A 22,198-nucleotide genomic window follows, 5' to 3' on the forward strand; every position below is an offset into this window, starting at 1 on the left:
GATGAGACTGGGGGGGCTTATGCCAATTCACGATGAGAGTTCGATTGCGGAATCCGCGGAGCAGACGGACGGAAAGAGACTGCGGGGCCCGGGTTTTTGGCTGAGAATCGCCGTTGCGGTCGTGGCCGTCGTGTTGTTGGCGATCCGCGGCATCCGTTCGTACGACAACGGCGGCAGCGGGCCGATCGTCCTGGCCCTGGTCATCGCCGGTGGGATGGTCGGTGCTTTGCTGCTCTACTTCGGTGTCTCGAATGCGCGCCGGATCGATCGAGCACAACGAGCGTTTCCTTCGGCTTGGATCGTCCCGGTCCTCGTGGCACCGCTCCTGGCTCAGGAGCTGTCGGCGCTGACGACCGCCCTGGGGCTCGCACCGTCGCGGGTGAATCCGACCAGATACGCGACCCTTGTCGTCGACGACCAGAGCGTGCAATTCCTGTCGGGCCGTGCCACCGGGAGCCCTGCGGCGGCCTTCCCCTCGAACCTGGTTCGGAGCTTCACTGTCGGATCCGTGCAGATCGGGATGCGCATCATGGCCACCATCGAGGTCGAGGTGGCCTCATCCGAGCGAACCTTGGTGCTGCCGGTCACCCCGATGAGGAGCCGCGGCAACTGGCTGCGCGCGGTGCCGGATGCCGATATCGCGCGGCTGGCCGAAGATCTGCGACGCGCGATCGGTGCCGGGGGGATATAGCCCTGACGGCTCAGCCGCGCACCGACCTGGGCGAACGGTCCAGGTCGGCGGATCGACCGGTCAGGAACGGCATGCAGCACCCCGCGAGCAGGGCGCCGATGCCGCCCCAGACCAGGTCCCCAATGGTATCGACGTAGCCGACGAAGATCTCACTGTCGATGAACGTGTGCCCGAACCACTCGAAGACCTCCCACAGCACTCCGAGCGACAGCCCCAGTGCGGTGGTCATCACGATGGCCGAAATCGTCGGTCGCCGCAGCGTCCCGGTGTCGGCCAGGACTCCCAACCTCACGAACAGGAGGTAGCACAGTGCGGCGCTGAGCCCGTTGGTGACAAGGTGAACCGGGAGGTCCCACCACCGAGTCGAGATGTAGATCTGTAGCACGCTGCTCCACACGGCGATGAGAACCACCGTGCCGAAGGCGATGTCGACGCTCGGCCGGACGCCGATCACCCGGGGAAAGAACATTCCGACGAACACGACCGCGAGGCTCAGCCCCGCGATCGTGCCCCAGCCGAGGGCTGCGATAACGATGCCGATCAGGGCCAGCACCCGCAGCCCGTCGGCGACCGTCTCGGCCGCTCCCGACGGTGTGCGCAGGAGTGAACGGATCATGGCAGCACCTCAAAGGGTTCGGATGTCCCGGCCGAGCGGCCCCCGCACCGCACAACGGCCTGCACGGGTTCATGGTCGGATGCCGCCCGGCCGTCGAACCGGGCCGCGTTGATGCCCACACTGAGCACGTCGACTCCGTGCCCCACCAGGATGAGGTCGATGCGCTTGCCGCCGGGGCGACGGCGTCGGTAGTTCGAAAAGGTCCCCCACTGCGGCGTCAGCCGCTCGACTGCGACCTCCCAGGAGTCCAGGAGCGCCCCGTCGGCTATCAGCCTGCGGTACACGGCCGAGCCCTCGTCGGCGTTGAAGTCGCCGGTCAGCACGATCGCGGCGCCGGGCTCCGCGGCGCGCGCGGACCGCACGAGGTCCAGGATGTACTTCGCCGACTCCAGTCTCGAGCGCCAGGAGAGGAAGTCGAGATGGGTGTTGAAGGCGAGCAACCGTGCTCCGGTCGCCGTATCGGTGAATTCGGCCGACACGACGATGCGCCGCACCAGGTTTCCCCACGACCGGGAGCCCGGCGTCTCCGGAGTCGCGGACAGGGCCTGTTGCCGCCAACCCGTCAGTTCCAGCCGCCGCGAGTCGTAGAACACCGCGCAGTGCTCGTCAGCTCCGGCGGCATTGCGGCCGCGGCCGACCCAGCCGTAGTCCTCTCCGAGGGAATCCGCGACGAATTCGACCTGATCGGCCAGGGCTTCCTGCACGCCGAGGAGCGTGGGCTGCTCGGCGCGCAGGATACGTCGTAGCAGAGGCTTCCGTGTCACCCACCGGTCGGGACTGCCCGGCTGCATCCGGGGCATGCGTCGACGGATGTTGTAAGTCATCACGTGCAGGTCGGGGGCGGTCACCGGACCGATGAGCGAAACATCCGTCATCGGACCCAGAGTACGCTCGCCACGCGCAATCCAGAACCCGGTGCGTGGGCGTCTCGTCTCAGCTGCGAACGTAGGCCGCGAGGTGCTGCCCGGTGAGGGTGGAGCGGGCGCCGACGAGCTCGGCGGGTGTGCCCTCGAAGACGATCCGGCCGCCGTCGTGCCCGGCGCCGGGGCCGAGGTCGATGATCCAGTCGGCGTGCGCCATCACCGCCTGGTGGTGCTCGACGACGATGACCGACTTGCCCGAGTCGACGAGCCGGTCGAGGAGGCGGAGCAGCCGTTCGACGTCAGCGAGGTGCAGCCCGGCGGTCGGCTCGTCGAGCACGTAGACGCCGCCCTTCTCCGCCATGTGGGTGGCGAGCTTGAGCCGCTGCCGTTCACCGCCGGACAGGGTGGGGAGCGGCTGGCCGATGGTCAGATAGCCGAGCCCGACCTCGGCGAGCCGGTTCAGGATGGCGTGCGCGGCCGGTGTGCGGGCCTCGCCGGCGCCGAAGAATTCCTCGGCCTCGGCCACAGACATTGCGAGCACCTCGCTGATGTCGCGGCCGCCGAGGTGGTATTCCAGCACCGAGGCCAGAAACCGCTTCCCCTCACACTCCTCGCAGGTGGTGGCGACGCCGGCCATCACGCCCAGGTCGGTGTAGATCACTCCGGCGCCGTTGCAGGTGGGGCAGGCCCCTTCGGAGTTGGCGCTGAACAGCGCCGCCTTCACGCCGTTGGCTTTCGCGAAGGCCTTGCGGATCGGGTCGAGCAGCCCGGTGTAGGTCGCCGGGTTGCTCCGGCGGGAGCCGCGGATCGCGCCCTGGTCGATGGACACCACTCCTTTGCCGGCGGGGATCGAACCGGCGGGGATCGAACCGTGCACGAGCGAGCTCTTGCCCGATCCGGCGACGCCGGTGACGACGACCAGCACCCCGAGCGGGACGTCGACGTCGACGTCCCGCAGGTTGTGCGCCGTCGCGCCGCGGATCTCCAGCGCGCCGGTGGGCGTGCGCACCGTCTCCTTGAGGGTGGCGCGGTCGTCGAGATGGCGCCCGGTGAGGGTGTCGCTGGCCCGCAGCCCCTCGAGGGTGCCTTCGAAGCAGACGGTACCGCCCGCGGCTCCCGCGCCTGGGCCGAGGTCGACCACGTGGTCAGCGATCGCGATCATCTCCGGCTTGTGCTCCACGACGAGCACGGTGTTGCCCTTGTCACGCAGGCGCCGCAGCAGGTCGTTCATTCGCTGGATGTCATGGGGATGCAAACCGATCGTGGGCTCGTCGAAGACGTAGGTGACATCCGTCAGTGAGGAACCGAGGTGCCGGATCATCTTGACCCGCTGGGACTCGCCGCCGGACAAGGTGCCCGTCGGGCGATCCAACGAAAGGTAGCCCAGACCGATCTCCACGAACGACTCGAGGATGCGCTGCAGTGCTCCGAGCAACGGAGCCACGGACGGCTCGTCGATGCCCCGGACCCAGTCGACGAGGTCGCTGATCTGCATCACGGCGGTGTCGGCGATGTTCAGGCCCTGGATCTTCGAGGATCGAGCGCCCTCGTTGAGCCGGGTGCCGCCGCACTCGGGGCAGGTCGCGAAGGTGACCGCCCGGTCGACGAAGGCGCGAATGTGCGGCTGCAACGCGTCGACGTCCTTGGACAGGAATGACTTCCGCATCTGCGGGATCAGGCCCAGGTAGGTCAGGTTGATCCCGTCGACCTTGATCTTGGTCGACTCCTTATGGAGCAGGTCGTTCAGCTCCTTTTTCGTGTAGTTGCGGATCGGCTTGTCGGGGTCGAACCAGCCGCAGCCGCGGAAAATTCGCCCGTACCAGCCCTCCATCGAGTAGCCGGGGATCGTGAGCGCGCCCTCGTTCAGGGACCTGGCGTCGTCGTAGAGCGCCGTCAGGTCGATGTCGCTCACCTTGCCCATGCCCTCGCAGCGCGGACACATCCCGCCGGTGATGCTGAAGCTGCGCTGTTCCTTGACGGTCTGCCCGCCGCGTTCGATGGAGACGGCACCCGCTCCGCTGATGGAGGCCACATTGAAGGAGAACGCCTGGGGTGAGCCGATGTGGGGTTGCCCGATCCGGCTGAAGGCGATTCGCAGCATCGCGTTGGCGTCGGTGGCGGTGCCGACGGTGGAACGGGGGTTGGCGCCCATCCGCTCCTGGTCGACGATGATCGCCGTGGTCAGCCCGTCGAGCACGTCGACATCGGGCCGCGCCAGGGTCGGCATGAACCCCTGCACGAAGGCGCTGTAGGTCTCGTTGATCAAGCGCTGCGACTCCGCGGCGATCGTGCCGAACACCAGCGAGCTCTTGCCCGAGCCGGAGACGCCGGTGAACACCGTCAGGCGGCGCTTCGGGATCTCGACGCTGACGTCCTTGAGGTTGTTCACGCGTGCGCCCTGCACGCGGATGACATCGTGGCTGTCGGCGGCGCTCATCGGTTCTCCCTGTGTTCTGCCGGAGGGTCACCTGCCGGGCGCTGTGCTACCGGGCGGTTCTGCCGGGCAATCTGGCCGGCTACCAGCGGTTCACCCGATTCTCCCGTATCGGCGCGGGCGCGACAACGGTTGCCGCCCCTGATCCGGTGATCTGGGTATCCGCCGGCTGTCAGTGGTCCTGGATCAATGGTCCTGGATGAGCCCGAGCACGTTGCCGTCGGGGTCGGAGAACGTGGCTACCAGGCGGCCGGCGCCCACGTCGTGCGCGGGTTCTGTGACGGTGGCGCCCGCTTTGGTCACCTCGGCCAGCTTCACCTCGATGTCGGGCACGTGCCAGTAGGCGACGGGTGAGGTCAGGCCCTGCGGTCCCCCGCCCGGGACCAGCCCGATCTGCTGCCCCTCCGCCTCGAACCCGACGTAGTAGGGCCCGTCGGTCTGCGGTTCGACGCCGAGCAGGGCGGCGTACACCGCCTTGGCCCGCGCCAGGTCGGAAACGGGATGCAGCACGGTCTTGATCCCCTGGGTGGAAGAGGTGGTCATGGTGCCTCCTGACGTCGGTGTGGCGCGGTCATCTGGTCGTGGAGATGTCCACGGCGATCACTGTAGCCGCGGCCCGGTGACTCCCGCTAGGCAAATGAGTCCTCGCGGAACGGTCGACGCGGGGCGCGGATCCGCGGTTCCGAGCGGTTGCTCCCGCGGGGTGCCCGAACCAATTCGACGGAGATTTTGCCCGAAAGTGCCCGAAACAGGCCGGATAGACATTTTTAGATGAATATCTCCGTCGAATTGGTTCAACGACGGGGGACGGGGACGCTCGGGACGGGGACGGGGACGGGGGGGAGGGGAGGGGGAGGATCAGACCGTGATCAGGGCGGCCAGGCCCTCGAAGGTCTTGTCGCCGATGCCGGTGACATTGCGCAGGTCGTCGACGCTGGCGAACGGGCCGTTGGCATCCCGGTAGTCGAGGATGCGCTGCGCCATCGCCGGCCCGATCCGGGGCAGGGTGTCGAGTTCGGCCAGGGTCGCCGTGTTCAGGTTGACGGGAACCGTGGCGGCGCCGGTGCCCCCGCCGGCCCCGCCCCCGGCCGCCCCGCCGGCGGGCGACCGCGGCGGCGTCTCGCCGAGTTGGGGCAGGTAGAGCTGTTCGCCGTCGGCAACTCGGCGGGCGAGATTCGCGCCCGCGGGATCGGCAGTCTCGGTGAGGCCGCCGGCGGCGGCCACGGCATCCATCACCCGGGCCCCGACGGACAGCTCGTAGAGGCCGGGACGCTGCACCGCGCCGAGGACGTGCACGAAGAGGACGGCGCCCGCGGTGGTGGCCCCCGCGGTCGAGGGCGTGGCGCCCAACGGCTGGGCGCCCGAGGGAACAGCGCCCGAGGGAACAGTTCCCGGCGCCTGAGTTGCAGACGGCAGTGTGCCCGGAGCCGTGCCGCCGGCGGCGCCGGCCGCGGCCACCACCTGGTGTCCGGACTGCTGGCCCACGGCCGAGACGACCACGGCCGTCGCCAGCGCGGCGATCAACAGCACGACGGCGGCGCCCACCCCGATGCGGAGCCGGGGGGCCGCGCGCGCATGCGCGGCCGGGGCCAGGCGATCGAGCGCGGATACGACCGGATCATGAGCCATCCCGGCAGGCTAGGCCGCCCGGGGGTACTCCCCCGGGCGGCCAGCGCCGAACTGTGCTCCCGCGCCCTGGACGCGGCCCTGTGGAGGCGAGGCTAATTTCTGCGGGTGACGATGCTCACCAGCCGCGGCTCCCGCACGATCACGTGCTGCACCTCCCGGTCGCCGATCCGCCGGATGACCTCGGCGGACGCGCGGGCCAGGCGTTCTAGGTCCTCGCCCGAGATCTTGGGCGACACCTCGATCCGATCGCGAACCTTGCCGTCCACCTGGACGACCGCCGTCACCGATTCCTCGACGAGCAGGGTGGGGTCCGCCTTGCGCCACTGCACCAGGGCGACACAGGGGTCGTAGCCCAGGTGCTGCCACATGTCTTCGGCCGCGTAGGGGGCGAACAGGTTCAACGCCATGGCGGTGACCTCCGCGGCTTCGCGCACCGCGCCATCCGCGGGGCCCGCGCCCGTGTCGATCACCTTGCGGGTGGCGTTGACCAGTTCCATCAGGCGGGCGACGACGACGTTGAACTTGAACGACTCGACCAGGCCGGGCGCGTCGGCCAGGAAACGGTGCGTGACCCGGCGGAGTGCCGCATCACCCGACTTCCACTCGACGTCGGGTGTGCTGGTCACGTCCCGGGCGACGCGCCAGGCGCGGGCCAGGAACTTGGCCGAGCCGACCGGCGAGACATCCGCCCAGTCGATGTCGTCTTCCGGCGGGCCGGCGAAGGCCATGGTGAGGCGCACGGCGTCGACGCCGAACTGGTCGACCTCCTCCGTGAAGTACACCAGGTTGCCCTTGCTCTTGGACATCTTGGCGCCATCGAGGATGACCATCCCCTGGTTCAGGAGAGCGGTGAACGGTTCGGTGAACGTGACGTAGCCGAGGTCGAACAGCACCTTGGTCATGAACCGGGCGTAGAGCAGGTGCAGGATGGCGTGCTCGACGCCGCCGACGTACTGGTCGACCGGAGCCCACTTGTCGGCTTCCTTCGGGTCGAACGCTTTCGTGTCGTCGGTGGGGTTGAGGAAGCGGAGGAAGTACCAGGAGCTGTCCACGAACGTGTCCATGGTGTCCGCGTCGCGGCGGGCCGGCGTGCCGTCGATCGGGTTGGGCACATTCACCCAATCCGTCGCGCCGCCGAGCGGAGAGGTGCCCTTGGGCTTGAGGTCGAGTCCGTCGGTGGGCGGCAGCAGCACGGGCAGCTGGTCCTCCGGAACCGGGATCTCGGTGCCGTCCTCGCCGTGGATGATCGGGATCGGGGTGCCCCAGTAGCGCTGACGGGAGATGAGCCAGTCCCGCAGGCGGTAGTTCTTGGCCGCGCGGCCGGTCCCGTCGGCGGTCAGCTGCTCGATCATGCGCTTGATCGCGTTGTTCTTGCTGAGACCGTTCAGGGACCCGGAATTGATCAGGCGGCCCTCACCGGCCAGGGCGACGCCCGTGGCGGCCGGGTCGAGGGCGGGGAGCTCTTCGGTGCCGTCGAGCATCCCCTGCGTGATCACGGGGATCATGCCGGTGGCGGGGGCGCTGGTGTCGACCACGACGATCACGGGCAGGTCGAATTTGCGGGCGAAGTCGAGGTCGCGCTGGTCGTGGGCCGGCACCGCCATCACGGCGCCATGGCCGTAGTCGGCGAGCACGTAGTCGGCGGCCCAGATCGGCAGGCGTTCGCCGTTGGCGGGGTTGATCGCGTACCGCTCGAGGAAGACTCCGGTCTTCTCCCGGTCGGTGGCCTGGCGTTCGATCTCGGTGCTGTTCTGGACCTGCACCAGGTATTCCTGGAACCGTTCCCGGACGGCCGGCGAGGCATCCGCGACCAGCTCGGCGGCGAGGTCGGCGTCGGGGGCGACCACCATGAAGGTCGCCCCGAAGAGGGTGTCCGGGCGGGTCGTGAACACGCTGACGCGCTCCTCACGGCCCTCGATCACGAAGTCGACGTCGGCGCCGATGGAGCGGCCGATCCAGTTGCGCTGCATGTTCAGGACCTTGGCCGGCCAGGTGCCCTCGAGCTGGTTCAGGTCGTCGAGCAGCCGGTCGGCGTAGTCGGTGATCTTGAAGTACCACTGGGTGAGCTTCTTCTTCACCACCACGGCGCCGCTGCGTTCGGAGGTGCCGTCGGCCAGGACCTGCTCGTTGGCGAGGACGGTCTGGTCTACCGGGTCCCAGTTGACCCAGCTGTCCTTGCGGTAGGCGAGGCCCTTCTTGTACAGCTGCAGGAACAGCCACTGGTTCCATTTGTAGTACTCGGGGTCGCTGGTGTGCAGTTCACGGGACCAGTCGAAGGATGCCGCGTAGAGCTTCATGCTCTTCTTCTGCTGCGCGATGTTGTCGTAGGTCCAGCCGCGCGGGTCGATGCCGCGCTTGATCGCCGCGTTCTCGGCGGGCAGGCCGAACGAGTCCCAGCCGATGGGGTGCAGCACGTTGAAGCCCTGCTGGCGCCAGTAGCGAGCGACGATGTCGCCGAGCGCGTAGACCTCGGCGTGCCCCATGTGCAGGTCGCCGGACGGGTACGGGAACATGTCGAGAACGTACTTGCGCGGGCGGGTGTCGCCCGGGTCGTTGGTGCGGAAGGGCTCGAGTTCCTCCCAGATCGGCTGCCACTTCGCCTGGATGGCGGCGAAATCGTAGACTTCTTCGTCGCTTCCCTGGCCGGTGCGGGTGTGGTCGTACTCGTGTGCCACGTGACTCTCTTCGTTGCAGTGGGGATTGCGCCAGCAGGCACAGGGCCGCCCGGAGGCGTCGTCCAACGTCTAGGTTACTAAACCTGGCCCTGGCCCGTTGCTGGCCCGGACGGGCGGGTGCCGAGGACGGCCAGGAGCGCCGCCGCCTTGATCCGGGTTTCCTCGATCTCCTCGCCGGCGTCGGACAGGGCCGTGATGCCGCCGCCGGTGCCGATGGACGCCCCGGTGGGGCCGAGCACGATGCTGCGGATGACCATGGCCAGGTCCACGGATCCGTCCCGCCCGAGGTAGCCGAAGGCGCCGGCATAGATGCCGCGCGGGCCGTCCTCGAGGGCGTCGAGGAGGGTCATCGCGCTGATCTTGGGTGCGCCCGTCATGGATCCGGCGGGGAAGCAGGAGGCCACGGCGTCCACGACGCTGACCCCGGGCGCGAGGCGCGCCTCGACGGTGCTGACCAGCTGGTGCACATGGGCGTAGCTCTCCACCGCCAGCAGGCTCGGCACGCTGACCGACCCGACCTCGGCGATCCGGCCGAGATCGTTGCGCATCAGGTCGACGATCATCAGGTTCTCGGCGCGTTCCTTGACGCTGGCCTCGAGCTCCGCCCGGAGCGCCCGGTCCTCCGCGGGCCGACTGGAGCGGGGCCGGGTGCCCTTGATCGGTTTGGTCGTGACCCGCCCGCCGGGGGTCACGGCGAGGAACTGTTCCGGCGAGGCGCTGAGCAGGGCGGTGTCGCCGAAGCGCAGGAGCCCGCCGTGGTGGCTGGGGCTGCCGGCGCGGAGCAGCAGGTAGGCCCGCACCGGGTCGGGGCGGACGTCGACCAGGATCTCATTGGTGAGGCAGAGCTGATAGGCGTCCCCCGCCCGGATCGAGGTCTGGCACCGGTGCACGAGTTCCGCGTAGCGGTCGTCGTCGTGCCGCCAGCGGGCCACCGCCCCGCCCGGGAGCGGTTCAGGGGCCACGGATGCCCCGGCAGGCAGGTCGGCGAGGGTGCGTGGCATCCGTTCCGCCCATGCCCGGGCGGCGCCGACTGGTTCGCCGGGGCACTGGCGGGCCACCGCCGTGACGGTGCCCGCAGCGTGATCGAACACGAGCATGCGGTGCACCTCGAGCAGGGCGGCGTCCGGATAGCGCGAATCGTGCGCCGGCGTGCCGACGGTCTGGGCACCGAGTTCGTAGCCGAGCCAGCCCACCCAGCCGAGCCGGAAGCCTGCGTCGTCGTCCTCGCCGGCACCGTCGTCGGCGCCATCGTCCTGCGCCGGGGCGAGGTCCTCCTGGAGGAACTCGAACACGGTGCTCGGCCGGATCTCCGCGGGCGTCGCCGTGCACCCGGCGGTGGCCACCGTCACGGTGGCATTCGGCACCGAGGCCGTCACGAAGCGGGATGCGGGCGAGGCGGCACCGAGATAGCTGTGTCCGGTGCGGGAGCTCTCCCCGCCATCCAGCCAGAATGCGTAGGGACTGTCGCGGTACAGGGCATGGAAAACGCTCGCCGGATCCCGCCACTCGGGCAGGGGAACGCGAAGAATCGACCCGGTCACGGTCTCAGCCTAGGTGCCCGGTTCCCGGCCGTCGTGCCAGGCCGGTCCGGGCCGGGTTCCGGGATCCGGCATCCGGCATCCGGCCTAGGCTGGGCCGGGTGAACGACATCCTCAGCTCGATCCTCGACACCGTCGCCAGTGTCGACCCGGTCGTGCGCACCCTGCTGGCCGGTCTCGGCATGGTGCTGGAGACATCCGTGCTGGTCGGACTCGTGGTTCCGGGCGATTCCATCGTGATCGTCGCGAGCACGGCGGTGGGGAACACGGTCGAGTTCGTGGGACTGGTCGTCACCGTGATCGTCGGCGCCCTGGTCGGCGAGAGCATCGGGTTCGCGCTGGGGCGGCACTTCGGCCCGTGGATCCGGTTGAGCCGGCTCGGACGCCGTCTGGGCGAGCGCAACTGGGCCCGGGCGGAGATCTACCTGGCCCGTCGCGGCGGGATCGCCGTGTTCCTGTCCCGGTTCCTGCCGGTGCTGCACTCCCTGATCCCGCTGACCGTGGGGATGAGCCCGATGCGCTACCGCACGTTCATGGCGTGGACCGTGCCGGCCTGTGTGCTGTGGTCGCTGGCCTACGTCTCGGTCGGGTGGGCCGCCGCCGACGGTTACCGGGAGCTCGCCGACCGGCTCCACTTCGCCGGATACCTCTTCGTGGCCGCGATCGCGGCCTTCGTGCTGCTCGTGCTCCTGATCAAGAAGTGGTTGAACCGTCGGGAGGCCCGGCACATGGAGCAGCCGGACGGGCCGGCGACCCTGCACGAGGAGTAACGGGACCGGTTCCGGGTGCCTGCTGTCGCGAGCGTCGCGTCTATCGCCGCGGGCGTGCCGGGCCGGGCACGGTGACGCGCGCGGTGATCAGCTCGTCGGGCACCGGGGTGTGCGAGATCAGCAGCACGGCGCGTCCGTCTTCGGCGGCCGTCTCCAGGATGTCGCGGACCAGCTGCTCGCCCTGGGCTTCGTCGACGTTCGCGGTCGGTTCGTCGACGATGAGCACCGGGAAATCCGCGAGCAGTGCGCGGGCCAGCGCGATCCGCTGGGCCTGGCCGCCCGAGACCAGGGCGCCCTGCTCCCCCACCCGAGCGTCGAGGCCGCCGCGCTGACGGGTCCAGGCGCCCAGGCCCACCCGGCCGAGAACGGCCAGAAGGTCGTCGTCGGTGGCGGTGTCGCGGGCGAAGAGCAGGTTCTGACGGATGCTGTCGTCGAAGAGCCAGGGGCGCTGCTCGCACAGTCCGACGCGCGCCCGCACCGCGTCCTGGGGCAGCGTGCGCGCCTCGACGCCGTCGAGCCGGTAGGAGCCCGTGTAGTCGAGGAAGCGCACCAGGACCAGGGTGAGGGTGCTCTTTCCGGCGCCGCTCGGGCCGAAGAGGTGCACCCGGTCGCCGGGCGCCAGGCGCAGGGTGACGTCGGTGAGCGCCGGGGCATCCGTGCCGGGCCAGCTCGCGCCCAGGCCGGCCAGTTCGAGGACCGGCCGCGCGCCCACGGTGACGCCGACGCCGGGTGGGGTGTCGAGCGGGGTGTCCAGCAGCGCATCGAGCGAGGCATCGAGCGGGATCTCCGGCGGGACCTCCGCCGGGACGGCCGAGGTCACCCGGCGGGCGCTGGAGCGCACCTGCCGCCACACGCCGAGCGCCAGGGGGATCAGGCCGAACACCTCGAAGACCGCCATCGGCACGAGGACGACGACGGCGAAGCCCGGCCCGGTCAGTGCGCCGGCCCCGGTGACCAGGCCCGCACCGTCGGGCCCGGAGTTGAGGAGCTCCGGGATGCCGACCCACAGGGCCCCGACGGTCGCGGCGCCCGCGAACAGGGACAGCACGGCGCCCTGCACGCCCACGCCCAGTGAGCGACGCAGGGAGGCCCGGCGCAACCGGTCGTCGGCCGCCGCCAGGGTGTCCAGCCGCCCGGGGAGGGCGCCGAAGGCGGTGAGCACGTCGAGGTTCTCGACGACCTCGAGCACCTCGCCCGCGAGGGCTCCACGCAGGGGGGCGAGTTCCCGCTCCGACCGGGCGGACAGGGCGCTGGAGGCAAGCGTCGCGACGACGCCGGCGAGGAGGAGGGCCAGGGCCAGCGTCAGGGCGGCCGCCGGGAGCACCAGCCAGACCCCGAACACGCTCAGGGCCGCGAGGATGCCGGCGGTCGCGAGCGGCTGCACGACCCGCAACGGCAGGTCCTGCAGGTCGTCGACGTCGCGGACGAGGCGGGTGAGCAGGTCCCCGCGGCCGGTGTTCGAGAGCCCGGCCGGGGCGAGGGGCACGAGCCGGGCGAACACGCCCAGGCGCAGGTCGGCGAGCTGGCGGAAGGCGGCGTCGTGGCTGGCCAGCCGTTGCAGGTACCGGAAGGCGGACCGGCCCAGGGCGAAGGCCCGCACGCCGACGACGGCCATCGAGAGGAACATGATCGGCGGCTGTTCGGCGGCGCGGGTGATCAGCCAGGCTGAGGAGGCCAGCAGGGCCACCGCGAAGATCGCGCTCGCCACGCCGGCGGCCAGGCCGGGGGCGAACCGGCGCGCGCGCGGCTGGGCGAGCCGGAGCACCGTCCGCACCGCCGACGGGTCCGCGTTCCCAGACCCACAGGTCTCCGGCGCGGGTTTTTCAGGCACGGTGTTTTCCGGCACGGTGTTTTCCGGCACGGTGTTTTCCGGCACTGTGTTTTCCGGCACGGTGTCTTCCGGCACGGTGTCTTCCGGCACGGTGTCTTCGGGCACGGTTTGCTCAGACATGGGCCACCTCACTCAGCTGCACGATCTGGTCGGCGGCGGCGCGCAGGGCGGGGCGGTGGCTGACCACGATCACGATCCGCCCCTCGTCGGCCAGTCGGCGCAGCCCTGCGGCGAGTAGCGTCTCCGCCGCGGCGTCGAGGGCCGAACTGGGTTCGTCGAGCACCACGATGGAGCAGCCGTGGGTGCGGGCACGGTAGATCGCCCGCGCCGCGGCGACCCGCTGGGACTGCCCGCCGGACAGCCCCGCCCCGGCGACGCCGAGCAGCGTGTCCGGGGCCAGGTCGGCCGCCCCGGCCCAGGCCAGTGCGGTCGTCACCGCGGCCGGGTCGACGGATGCGTCGCCGAGGGCAAGATTGTCGGCGATCGTTCCCTGGAAGAGTCCGGGTCGCTGCCCGGCCCAGGCCAGCTGGGGCCGGCCGGTGCCCGGGGTCAGGGCGCGGTCGCCGAGGCTGATGCGGCCCTCGAACGGGACGAAACCCTGCAGGGCCGCCACCAGGGTGGATTTTCCGGCTCCGCTCGGGCCGACGACCACGGCCAGCTGCCCCGGGCGGAAGACGGCGCTGAAATCGGACACCGTGGCATCCGTGCCCCGCCGGATCGTGACCTGTTCGAACCGGAGCGGGCCGCCCGGCTTCGGCAGCACCGGGCTCGGCGACGGGACCGGGACGGACGCGGAGACCGGGGCCGGCGCGGAGTCCGGCCGGCCCTCGTCGAGGAGGGCGAAGACCTCTTCGGAGGCCGCGAGCCCGTCGGCCGCGGCGTGGAACTGGGCGCCGACCTGGCGCACGGGCAGGAACGCCTCCGGGGCCAGCAGCAGCACGAAGAGCCCGACCCCGAGGGAGAGGCTGCCATCCACCAGACGCAGGCCGATCGACACGGCGACGAGGGCCACCGACAGGCTGGCCGCCAGTTCCAGCACGAAGCCGCTGAGGAAGGAGACCCGCAGCACCTTCATGGTGCGCGTGCGGTAGTCGTCGGTGATGGTGCGCACCCGCTCGAACTGGCGGGCCTGCCGGCCGTAGATCTTCAGTGTGCCGAGGCCCCCGACCAGGTCGAGGAACCCGGTGGACAGCCGGTGCAGGGAGTCCCATTGCTGACGCTGTACGGCCAGGGTGGCCTGGCCGATCAGAATCATGAAGACCGGGATGAACGGCAGCACCACGATCACGGTGATCCCGCTGGGCAGGTCCTGCCAGAGCATGACCAGGATCAGCAGGGGCGTGGCGATGCCGGCGAGCAGCAGCTGGGGCAGGTAACGGGCGAAGTAGTTGTCCAGCGCGTCAAGGCCCTGCGTCACCAGGGTGGCCACGCTCGCGCTCTGCCGGCCGGCCAGCCAGTCGGGGCCCCGTTCGGCGAGCCGGTCGAGCACCTGGCGCCGCAGCTGGCTCTTGACCGAGGCCGCCCCGCGGGTGGCGGCGACCTCGAGCAGCCAGACCAGCACCGCGCGCACGACGACGACGCCGGCGAGGGCGCCGATCGTGCCGGCCAGTTCGCTCCTCTGCGCGCCGGCCACCGCGAGCGTGATGCTCTGGCTGAGCAGCCAGGAGAACGCGATCACCGTGACGGTCTGCGCCAGCCCGAGCACGGCTCCGGCTGCCAGGAACCACCGGGCGGCGGTCGCGTAGCGGAGAAGCCGGGGATCGAGAGGGCGCATCCGTTTCAGTTTACGGCGGATTCAATGTGCGGCGGACTCAGCGAAGGGCGGACTCAGTGGACGGCGGAGTCTACCGCCGCCGTCACGGTCTTCCGGCTGACCCGCTTGCGCAGCACCCAGTAGGTCCAGCCCTGGTAGAGCAGGATGACCGGCATCGCGAACAGGGCCGTCCAGCTCATCACCTGGAGTGTGTACGGCGTCGACGAGGCGTTGTCGATGGTCAGGCTGTTGGCCGCGTCGTTGCTCGCCGGCATCACGTCGGGGAACAGGGAGGCGAAGAGCGTCAGCACGGCGAAGGCGATCGTCGCCGCCATCAGCGTGAACGCCCAGCCCTCCGACCCGCGCAGATTTGCGAGGAACGACGCGATCAGCGCGGCCGCCGCGACGCCCGCGAAGACGGCCGTCGCGACGCTGCCGAAGACCAGCGTGGTCCAGAGCAGGAAGGACGCGGCGACCAGGATCGTCACGAGGCCGGCCTTCACGGCCAGCTTCTGGGCCCGCTGACGGATGTCGCCCTCCGTCTTCAGGGAGATGAACACCACGCCGTGGGTGAAGAAGAGCAGGAGCGTGGTCAGCCCGCCGAGCAGGGCGTACGGGTTCAGCAGGTCGAAGAAGGTGCCGATGTAGTTGTGCCCGGCATCCAGCTGCACGCCCTGGACGACGTTGGCGAAGGCCACGCCCCAGAGCAGGGCGGGGACCGCGGACCCCACGACGATCATGAGGTCGAAGCGCGCCTTCCATACGGATTCGGGCCGCTGGTGGCGGTATTCGAACGACACGCCGCGCACGATCAGCGCGAGCAGGATCACGAGCAGGGCCAGGTAGAACCCGCTGAACATCGTCGCGTACCATTCCGGGAATGCCGCGAAGAGCGAGGCCCCGGCGACGATGACCCAGGTTTCGTTCAGGTCCCAGACCGGGCCGATGGTGTTGATGATGACGCGACGGTCGAGGTCGTCCTTGCCGAGGAAGGGCAGGGACATCCCGACGCCGAAGTCGAAGCCGTCGAGCACGAAGTAGCCGATGAACATCGCGGCGATGATCCAGAACCAGAGAATGTTGAGTTCCATCATGAGCTCCTAGTACACCGTGACCTGTGGCTTGACCTGGCCCGAAACCGGGTCGGGAACCGGCGCGGGGGCGGGTCCCTTCTTCACAGCCTGGAGGATCAGTTTGAATTCGACGACGGCGAGGATGCCGTAGATCAGTGTGAACGCGACCAGCGAGATCAGGATCTCGAGACCGCTGACATTGGGCGACACCCCGTCCTGGGTGCGCAGCAGCCCGAACACGAGCCAGGGCTGGCGGCCCATCTCGGTGAAGACCCAGCCGACGCTCATGGCGAGCAGCGAGAACGGGAAGCTCCAGATGGCGACCTTCCAGATCCACGCGGCCTTCGGGGTGCGCCCGTTGCGGGTCAGCCAGAGCCCGACGACGGCGACCAGGATGTGCGCGATGCCGAGACCGATCATCCAGCGGAACGCCCAGTAGGTGATCCAGATCGTGGGCGTGTAATCGCCCGGGCCGTACAGGGTCACGTACTGCGCCTGCAGGTTGTCGATGCCCTCGACGGTGCCGTCCAGGGTGTGCGTCGACAGGAATGACAGGAGGTAGGGGATGCGCACGGAGAACAGCTCGCTGACACCGTCCGGGGTGCCGAGGGTGAAGATGGAGAAGGAGGCGTTGGCCCCGGTCGCCGTCTTGTACATGGCCTCGGCGGCCGCCATCTTCATGGGCTGCGCCGCGGTCATCGCCAGGCTCAGCGAGTCGCCGAAGAAGGTCGTCAGCGCGCCGGAGATGACCATCATCCACATCCCGAATTTGAGAGCGGGACGCATGGTGTCCTCGTTCTGCTTGCGGGCCAGGTGCCAGGCGGCCACCGAGATGACGAGGCCGGATGACACCATGAAGCAGGCGAAGATCGTGTGCGGGAACGAGGCCAGGGCGATCGGATTCGTCAGCAACTCGCCGATATCCGTCAGCTCCGCTCGCCCGCGCGTCTCGTTGATGCGGAAGGCGATCGGGTTCTGCATGAACGCGTTCGCGGCCAGGATGAAGTAGGCGGAGGCGATGCTGCCGGCGACGGTCAGCCAGATCGTCGCCAGGTGAAGGCCGCGCGGCAGCTTGTCCCAGCCGAAGATCCACAGCCCGATGAAGGTGGCTTCAAGGAAGAACGCGGTGATCCCCTCGAACGCGAGCGGGGCGCCGAAGACGTCACCGACGAAGCGGGAGTAATCGGACCAGTTCATCCCGAACTGGAATTCCTGCACGATTCCGGTGACGACGCCCATGGCGAAGTTGATCAGGAAGATCTTGCCGAAGAAGTGGGTGAGCTGCAGGTACTTGGCCTTGTCCGTGCGCACCCAGGCGGACTGGAAGATCGCCACGGTCAGCGCGAGGCCGATCGTCAGCGGGACGAACAGGAAATGGTAGACGGTGGTCAGACCGAACTGCCATCTCGACAGGAGTAAGGGATCCAGCCACTCGTTCATGCGCCCTCCAGCGACTTCGGTTTCTACAATACGTAGAAGACATTACCCTTCTACCCGCCGTAGAACTGCGGTATTCATCCTTGTTACACTCCCCCTTATGGGGAATTTGGGCGTGCTCGAGAGACTGCTGATGGATGTGCTCTGGGACTCCGGGGAGTCCCTGCCCGCCACGGACCTGCGCGACCGGCTGCTCACCCCGGCGGCCGTGGCGGCCAGCAAGAAGCCCCTGGCCACCACGACGGTGCTGACCGTGCTGTCCCGGCTGGAAACGAAGGGCTTCGTGACCCGCGACCGGGACGCGCGCCCGCACCGGTACCGGGCGGTCACGACCCGGGCCGAACACACCGCCGAGTTGATGCACGAGGTGCTCGGGTCGGCTCCCGACCGCCAGGCGGCCCTGGCCCGGTTCATCGGCAACGTCAGCCCCGCGGAGGCCGAGGCGCTGCGGCACCTCCTCGGCACCATCAGAACGAGCACCCCCGCGACGAACACCAGCAGCGCGAGCACCAGCAGCACCAGCACCAGCACCAGCACCAGCACCATCCGCCGCGAGTGAGTCGCGTGCAGCCGGGATCCGCGTGCTCGTCACCGCGATAGGCCTGATGGTCGTGGCCGTCGCCCTCGCCGGCCCGATCCCGATCCTCCTGGCCGGTGCGCGCTGGCCGGTGGGCTCCCCCGTTCTCGCCCTGACGCTGTGGCAGTCCATCGCCCTGGCCGGCGGCCTGTCCATGATCGGCTCGCTCCTCGCCTTCGGGCTCCTCCCCTTCGGCAGCGACCTGCCGGGCGGCATCCGTTCGCTGGCCGGGCATCTCGGGGCCGGTACCCTTCCGGCCGGCACGACGCTCACGTCGGTGCTGATGCTGTGCGGGGCCCTGATCCTCGGCGGTCACCTGCTGCTGAACCTCGCGGCGACCTTCTTTCGCGCGGAACGGCAGCACCGGCGGCACCATCATCTGATCGGTCTGCTCAGCCATCCGGTGCCGGACAGACCGGGGATGCACGTCATCGACCATGACGCGCCCGTGGCCTACTGCCTGCCCGGCGCGGCCCGGTCGGCGACCGTCCTGTCGATGGGCCTGCTCCGGCTGCTCGACGAGGACCAGTTGCGCGGGGTGATCGAGCATGAGCGCGCCCACCTGCTGCAGCAGCACCATCTCGTGCTGCTCGCGTTCAAGTCCTGGCACAGCTCCCTGCCGTGGTTTCCCATCGCCAATCGCGCCGAGAACGCGGTCGCCCTGCTGGTGGAGATGCTCGCCGACGACCGGGCCAGGCGCGTGGTGCCCGACCGCACGCTGGCGACCGCCATCGCGCTGGTCGGGTCGGCGCACCAGGTGGACCCGCTGGGCGGGGACGTCGTCCCGGGCGGCGGCCCCGACCATCCGTTCGACCTCGTCACCCCGCGGGTGCGCCGGCTGCTCACGCCTCCGCCGGCCCTGCCGCTCCCCGTCGTCGTGGCCGCAGTGACGTGTTCGGCGTCGCTCCTGGTGCTGCCGACGCTCCTCCTCTTCGCTGCCTGAGCGTCGCTGCCTGAGCGTCGCTGCCTGACCGCCGCGCGAACCAATTCGACGGAGATTCTCGGCTTCCGGACCGTTTTGGGCCGAAAACCGGCCCGTGGGCGCAGAATCTCCGTCGAATTGGTGAGGGATGCCTAGAAGAGGTTCGCCTGCTTGAGCCAGGCGGCCGCGATCTTCTCGGCCGAGAGCTGGTCGTTCACGCTCTCGGAGTTGAGGCTGACCAGGTCTTCGGCGCTCAGGGCGGCACTGACCTTGTTCAGCACCGCGGCGGCCCTGTCGTCGACCTTCTTGGACACGACGGGCACGACGTTGTCCGGGAAGAACAGCCCGTCGGGGTCTTGCAGGGCCACGAGGTTGTCCGACTTGATGTTGGGGCTGGCCGTGTAGATGTTAGCCAGCTGGATGTCGTTGTCGACCAGGGCCTTGACGGTGAGCGGGCCGCCGCCATCCTCGACCGGCTTGAACCCGGCGGTCTCGATGCCGTACTTCTCCTTGAGCGCCGTCGGCCCGTAGGGCCGGGTCTCCAGCTCGGAGTTGCCGCCCACCGTGATCGGCTCGGTCACGTTCTTGAGCGACGCGATGTCCGTCAGCTTGTACTTGTCGGCGAAGGCCTGCGTCACGGTCCAGGAGTTCTGGTCCGTCGCGGCCGCCATGTCCAGCACGCTCAGGCCCTCCGGTAGCGCATCCTGCAGTTCGGCGTAGGTCTCGGCGGCGGTGCCGCCGGCGGCCTTCGAGTCGAGAGCCTGCAGCAGGCTTCCGGTGTATTCGGGGAAGACGTCGATGGCCCCGCCCTTGATCTCGGGCAGGTAGACCTCGCGCTGGCCGATTTTGAACTGGCGGTCGACCGTCACGCCGTTCGCCTCGAGCGCCTGGGCATAGATTTCGGCGACGATTTCGTTGGAGTAGTAGTCCTGGGAACCGACGACCAGGGTCCCGGAATCACCGGAGCCGGAACTTCCGGAGTCCAGCGGGTCACCGGACGCACACCCTGCAAGGGCTACGACGGCCCCAACCGCGACCGCGGCGACTGCCGCGAGCCGGCCTTTATTCACTGTGAACATTAGTGGTTTCCTTCCGTGATGGCGGGTTCCATCCCCGGGCTGGGTCTGGCTGACCTGGCCCGGTCGACTGGGAGGCGTCCGGACGCAACACCTCTAGGGACGACAAGTCTCTGCACAACGGTGAATATTCCCTCGAGCGCGAAAGCGAGCAGGATGACGAGGATGGATCCGCCGAGCATCTCCCCATAGTCTCTCGTCTTGAGGCCGGCGAACAGGAACCGGCCGAGTCCGAAATCCGCCACATACGCGGCCAGGGTCGCTGTGGCGACGACCTGGAGGGTGGCGGACCGCAACCCGGCGATCAGCAGCGGCAGGCCCAGCGGGATCTCGACCGTGCGCACGATCTGGGCCTCGGACATGCCCACGGACCGCGCGGAGTCGATGACGGCCCGGTCGATCGCTTCGAAGCCCGTGTAGGCGCCCGCGAGGATCGGCGGGATCGCCAGCACGGTGAGCGCCACGTACGGGGCGCCGAGCCCGATCCCGATCCAGAGCGCCACCAGGGTGAGCAGCCCGAGGGTCGGGATGGCCCTGAGCCCGCCGGACGTGGCCACGGCCAGGCCGCGGCCACGGCCGGTGTGGCCGATGACGAACCCGCACGGGATGGCGATGGCGGAGGCCATCAGCAGCGCCACGACGGTGAAGCCGAGGTGCTCGACCAGGCGCACGGAGATGCCGCCCGGCCCGGTGTAGTTGGCCGGGTCGAGGATCCAGTTCAGTGCGTCGACAAAGAGGTTCATGTGGTGACCTCGACGATCCGGGCCTCGCGCGCGGCGGCCCCGTTCGAGCCGGCCGGGCGCGTCCACGGCAGGGCGACCCGGCCGAGAACGACGAGCGCCCCGTCGAGCAGGAGCGCGACCAGCACGGTCGCCACAATGCCGGCGATGATTTCGGCCTCGATGCCGCGCTGGAAGCCATCCGTGAAGAGACTGCCGAGGCTCTGGGCGCCGATCACAGCCCCCACCGTGGCGAGGCTGACCGTGCTGACCGCCACGACCCGGAGGCCGGCGAGGAGAACGGGGCCGGAGAGCGGCAGTTCCACCTGCCAGAAGATGCTCCAGCCGGAGTAGCCGAGCGCGACGGCCGACTGGCGCACGTCCGCGTCCACGGATGCCAGGCCGTCGGCCACCACGCGCACCATCAGCGCCACGCCGTAGAGGGTCAGGGCGATGACCAGGTTCAGGGGCGATCGGAGGCTGGTGCCCACGATGGCCGGGAGCACGAAGAAGAGCGGCAGGGACGGGATGGCGTAGAGTAGCCCGCTGACGGTCAGGATGACGCCCCGGCTGAGCCGGTACCGGTTCGCGAGCCAGCCGAGCGGCAGCGCGATCAGGAAGCTGAAGACGATCGGCGGCACGCTGAGGACGAGGTGATCGAGGGTGCGATCCCAGATGAGGTCCAGATTCGACCAGATCCAGGTCACTGCGGCTCCCCACCCTGCGCCGGAGCACCCGGCCCCGGGAACGGGCCGGCCTTTGTCTCGTGGGGCCGGCCGCCGGGCACTAGTACTCCGGCCAGACGCCCCTCGCTGTCAACGAGGACGTCACCGTCGCCCCGGCGCTCCAGATGCAGGGCGCGCTTGCCGCGGTCGGCTCCGACGAAGCTGGCCACGAAATCGTCGGCCGGGTTGGCCAGGATCTCGGCCGGCGAGCCAATCTGCGCGATCCGGCCGCCCTCGCGCAGGATCACGACCTGGTCGCCCAGGAGAAACGCCTCCTCGATGTCGTGCGTGACGAAAACGACGGTCTTTCCGAGCTCGCTCTGCAGCCGGATCAGTTCCTGCTGCAGCTCCGCCCGAACGATCGGGTCGACGGCCCCGAAAGGCTCGTCCATCAGCAGGATGTTGGGGTTGACCGCGAGTCCACGGGCGACGCCCACCCTCTGCTGCTGTCCGCCGGACAGCTGGCTCGGGTACCGGTCCGCGAGGGAGCGGTCCAGGCCGACGGTGTCGAGCAGGGCCAGGGCGTCCTGCCTGGCATTCTTCTTCGGCGTCCCGCGCAGGAGGGGCACGGTGGCCACATTGTCGATCACGGTGCGGTGCGGCAGCAGGCCGGAATTCTGCATCACATAGCCGATGCGGCGGCGGAGCTGCACGGGCTCGAGGGTGTGGATGCCGACGCCGTCGATCTCGATCGCGCCGGACGACGGGTCGACCATCCGGTTGATCATGCGCAACAGGGTGGTCTTGCCGGAACCCGACGACCCGACCAGCACCGTCGTCTGGTGTGACGGGAGGGTCAGGCTGAAGTCCTCAACGGCCAGGGTGCCGTCCGGGAACTGTTTGCTCACCGAGCGGAACTCGATCATGGA

At 69.4% G+C, this 22,198-nt stretch carries 18 protein-coding genes and 1 pseudogene; 4 read left to right on the forward strand and 15 right to left on the reverse strand.

Annotated features, from left to right (window positions below; translation table 11 throughout):
* The first annotated feature begins 121 nt into the window (after positions 1-121).
* Complete coding sequence (locus tag E3T37_RS05695; RefSeq protein ID WP_134365844.1) at positions 122-691, forward strand: hypothetical protein; 570 nt, start codon at positions 122-124, stop codon at positions 689-691.
* A gap of 10 nt (positions 692-701) precedes the next feature.
* On the opposite strand, the gene E3T37_RS05700 is transcribed toward E3T37_RS05695, so the two are convergent.
* From E3T37_RS05700 to E3T37_RS05730, 7 genes are all read right to left on the reverse strand, one after another.
* On the reverse strand, positions 702-1,307 hold the full coding sequence (locus E3T37_RS05700) for a hypothetical protein (protein ID WP_134365845.1): 606 nt from the start codon (positions 1,305-1,307) through the stop codon (positions 702-704).
* Positions 1,304-2,182 (reverse strand): endonuclease/exonuclease/phosphatase family protein, encoded by an 879-nt coding sequence (locus tag E3T37_RS05705; protein ID WP_134365846.1) that lies wholly within the window; start codon positions 2,180-2,182, stop codon positions 1,304-1,306. Before E3T37_RS05705 ends, E3T37_RS05700 begins: the two co-directional genes overlap by 4 nt.
* Before the next feature lie 58 nt (positions 2,183-2,240).
* Complete coding sequence (locus E3T37_RS05710) at positions 2,241-4,607, reverse strand: excinuclease ABC subunit UvrA (protein ID WP_134365847.1); 2,367 nt, start codon at positions 4,605-4,607, stop codon at positions 2,241-2,243.
* A gap of 183 nt (positions 4,608-4,790) precedes the next feature.
* Positions 4,791-5,147, reverse strand: coding sequence for a VOC family protein (locus E3T37_RS05715; RefSeq protein WP_134365848.1), 357 nt, complete (start codon positions 5,145-5,147; stop codon positions 4,791-4,793).
* A gap of 315 nt (positions 5,148-5,462) precedes the next feature.
* A complete protein-coding gene (locus tag E3T37_RS05720; protein WP_134365849.1) occupies positions 5,463-6,233 on the reverse strand; it encodes a helix-hairpin-helix domain-containing protein in 771 nt (256 codons plus the stop codon).
* 92 nt (positions 6,234-6,325) lie between these two features.
* Positions 6,326-8,908, reverse strand: coding sequence for a leucine--tRNA ligase (leuS, locus tag E3T37_RS05725; RefSeq protein WP_134365850.1), 2,583 nt, complete (start codon positions 8,906-8,908; stop codon positions 6,326-6,328).
* A 77-nt stretch (positions 8,909-8,985) separates the two neighbouring features.
* Positions 8,986-10,449 carry an anthranilate synthase component I family protein gene (locus E3T37_RS05730; protein WP_134365851.1) on the reverse strand — a complete coding sequence of 488 codons (1,464 nt, stop codon included), beginning with the start codon at positions 10,447-10,449 and terminating at the stop codon, positions 8,986-8,988.
* 98 nt (positions 10,450-10,547) lie between these two features.
* Between E3T37_RS05730 and E3T37_RS05735 the strand changes: the two genes are divergently transcribed.
* Complete coding sequence (locus E3T37_RS05735; protein ID WP_134365852.1) at positions 10,548-11,216, forward strand: DedA family protein; 669 nt, start codon at positions 10,548-10,550, stop codon at positions 11,214-11,216.
* A gap of 40 nt (positions 11,217-11,256) precedes the next feature.
* Here the strand turns inward: E3T37_RS05735 and cydC are convergent, their stop codons facing one another.
* Genes cydC through E3T37_RS05755 form a run of 4 tightly spaced genes read right to left on the reverse strand, consistent with a single transcriptional unit; the run spans position 11,257 to position 17,313 of the window.
* A complete protein-coding gene (gene cydC, locus E3T37_RS05740; protein ID WP_134365853.1) occupies positions 11,257-13,167 on the reverse strand; it encodes a thiol reductant ABC exporter subunit CydC in 1,911 nt (636 codons plus the stop codon).
* Positions 13,160-14,821, reverse strand: coding sequence for a thiol reductant ABC exporter subunit CydD (gene cydD / locus E3T37_RS05745; RefSeq protein ID WP_134365854.1), 1,662 nt, complete (start codon positions 14,819-14,821; stop codon positions 13,160-13,162). Before cydD ends, cydC begins: the two co-directional genes overlap by 8 nt.
* A gap of 53 nt (positions 14,822-14,874) precedes the next feature.
* Positions 14,875-15,891 (reverse strand): cytochrome d ubiquinol oxidase subunit II, encoded by a 1,017-nt coding sequence (cydB, locus tag E3T37_RS05750; protein ID WP_134365855.1) that lies wholly within the window; start codon positions 15,889-15,891, stop codon positions 14,875-14,877.
* Positions 15,892-15,900: 9 nt separating this feature from the next.
* On the reverse strand, positions 15,901-17,313 hold the full coding sequence (locus E3T37_RS05755) for a cytochrome ubiquinol oxidase subunit I (RefSeq protein ID WP_134365856.1): 1,413 nt from the start codon (positions 17,311-17,313) through the stop codon (positions 15,901-15,903).
* A gap of 97 nt (positions 17,314-17,410) precedes the next feature.
* On the opposite strand from E3T37_RS05755, the pseudogene E3T37_RS05760 reads away from it, so the two are divergent.
* Positions 17,411-17,773: pseudogene (locus tag E3T37_RS05760) on the forward strand (BlaI/MecI/CopY family transcriptional regulator); the annotation flags it as partial.
* Between the two features lie 118 nt (positions 17,774-17,891).
* Positions 17,892-18,830, forward strand: coding sequence for a M56 family metallopeptidase (locus E3T37_RS05765; protein WP_134365858.1), 939 nt, complete (start codon positions 17,892-17,894; stop codon positions 18,828-18,830).
* A gap of 131 nt (positions 18,831-18,961) precedes the next feature.
* Here E3T37_RS05765 and E3T37_RS05770 read toward each other — a convergent pair whose 3' ends face one another.
* From E3T37_RS05770 to E3T37_RS05785, 4 genes are read right to left on the reverse strand one after another with little or no spacing between them, the layout of a single operon-like run.
* Entirely contained in the window at positions 18,962-19,888 is a 927-nt protein-coding gene (locus tag E3T37_RS05770) for an ABC transporter substrate-binding protein (protein WP_134365859.1), read from the reverse strand.
* Positions 19,888-20,628 (reverse strand): ABC transporter permease, encoded by a 741-nt coding sequence (locus E3T37_RS05775; RefSeq protein ID WP_134365860.1) that lies wholly within the window; start codon positions 20,626-20,628, stop codon positions 19,888-19,890. The genes E3T37_RS05770 and E3T37_RS05775 overlap by 1 nt, the downstream gene beginning before the upstream one ends.
* A complete protein-coding gene (locus E3T37_RS05780; protein WP_134365861.1) occupies positions 20,625-21,311 on the reverse strand; it encodes an ABC transporter permease in 687 nt (228 codons plus the stop codon). The genes E3T37_RS05775 and E3T37_RS05780 overlap by 4 nt, the downstream gene beginning before the upstream one ends.
* Complete coding sequence (locus E3T37_RS05785) at positions 21,308-22,195, reverse strand: ABC transporter ATP-binding protein (protein ID WP_134365862.1); 888 nt, start codon at positions 22,193-22,195, stop codon at positions 21,308-21,310. The genes E3T37_RS05780 and E3T37_RS05785 overlap by 4 nt, the downstream gene beginning before the upstream one ends.
* Positions 22,196-22,198 lie beyond the last annotated feature (3 nt).

Source organism: Cryobacterium sp. TMT2-10 (assembly GCF_004403075.1).
GTDB lineage: Bacteria > Actinomycetota > Actinomycetes > Actinomycetales > Microbacteriaceae > Cryobacterium > Cryobacterium shii.

What these genes read in the sequence shown, in the direction of transcription:
- E3T37_RS05775 (WP_134365860.1), bottom strand. Translation starts at nt 20,628, where the DNA reads ATGAACCTCTTTGTCGACGCACTGAACTGGATCCTCGACCCGGCCAAC.
- E3T37_RS05720 (WP_134365849.1), bottom strand. Translation starts at nt 6,233, where the DNA reads ATGGCTCATGATCCGGTCGTATCCGCGCTCGATCGCCTGGCCCCGGCC.
- E3T37_RS05710 (WP_134365847.1), bottom strand. Translation starts at nt 4,607, where the DNA reads ATGAGCGCCGCCGACAGCCACGATGTCATCCGCGTGCAGGGCGCACGC.
- E3T37_RS05755 (WP_134365856.1), bottom strand. Translation starts at nt 17,313, where the DNA reads ATGAACGAGTGGCTGGATCCCTTACTCCTGTCGAGATGGCAGTTCGGT.
- cydD (WP_134365854.1), bottom strand. Translation starts at nt 14,821, where the DNA reads ATGCGCCCTCTCGATCCCCGGCTTCTCCGCTACGCGACCGCCGCCCGG.
- E3T37_RS05785 (WP_134365862.1), bottom strand. Translation starts at nt 22,195, where the DNA reads ATGATCGAGTTCCGCTCGGTGAGCAAACAGTTCCCGGACGGCACCCTG.
- E3T37_RS05700 (WP_134365845.1), bottom strand. Translation starts at nt 1,307, where the DNA reads ATGATCCGTTCACTCCTGCGCACACCGTCGGGAGCGGCCGAGACGGTC.
- E3T37_RS05705 (WP_134365846.1), bottom strand. Translation starts at nt 2,182, where the DNA reads ATGACGGATGTTTCGCTCATCGGTCCGGTGACCGCCCCCGACCTGCAC.
- cydB (WP_134365855.1), bottom strand. Translation starts at nt 15,891, where the DNA reads ATGGAACTCAACATTCTCTGGTTCTGGATCATCGCCGCGATGTTCATC.
- cydC (WP_134365853.1), bottom strand. Translation starts at nt 13,167, where the DNA reads ATGTCTGAGCAAACCGTGCCCGAAGACACCGTGCCGGAAGACACCGTG.
- E3T37_RS05715 (WP_134365848.1), bottom strand. Translation starts at nt 5,147, where the DNA reads ATGACCACCTCTTCCACCCAGGGGATCAAGACCGTGCTGCATCCCGTT.
- E3T37_RS05770 (WP_134365859.1), bottom strand. Translation starts at nt 19,888, where the DNA reads ATGTTCACAGTGAATAAAGGCCGGCTCGCGGCAGTCGCCGCGGTCGCG.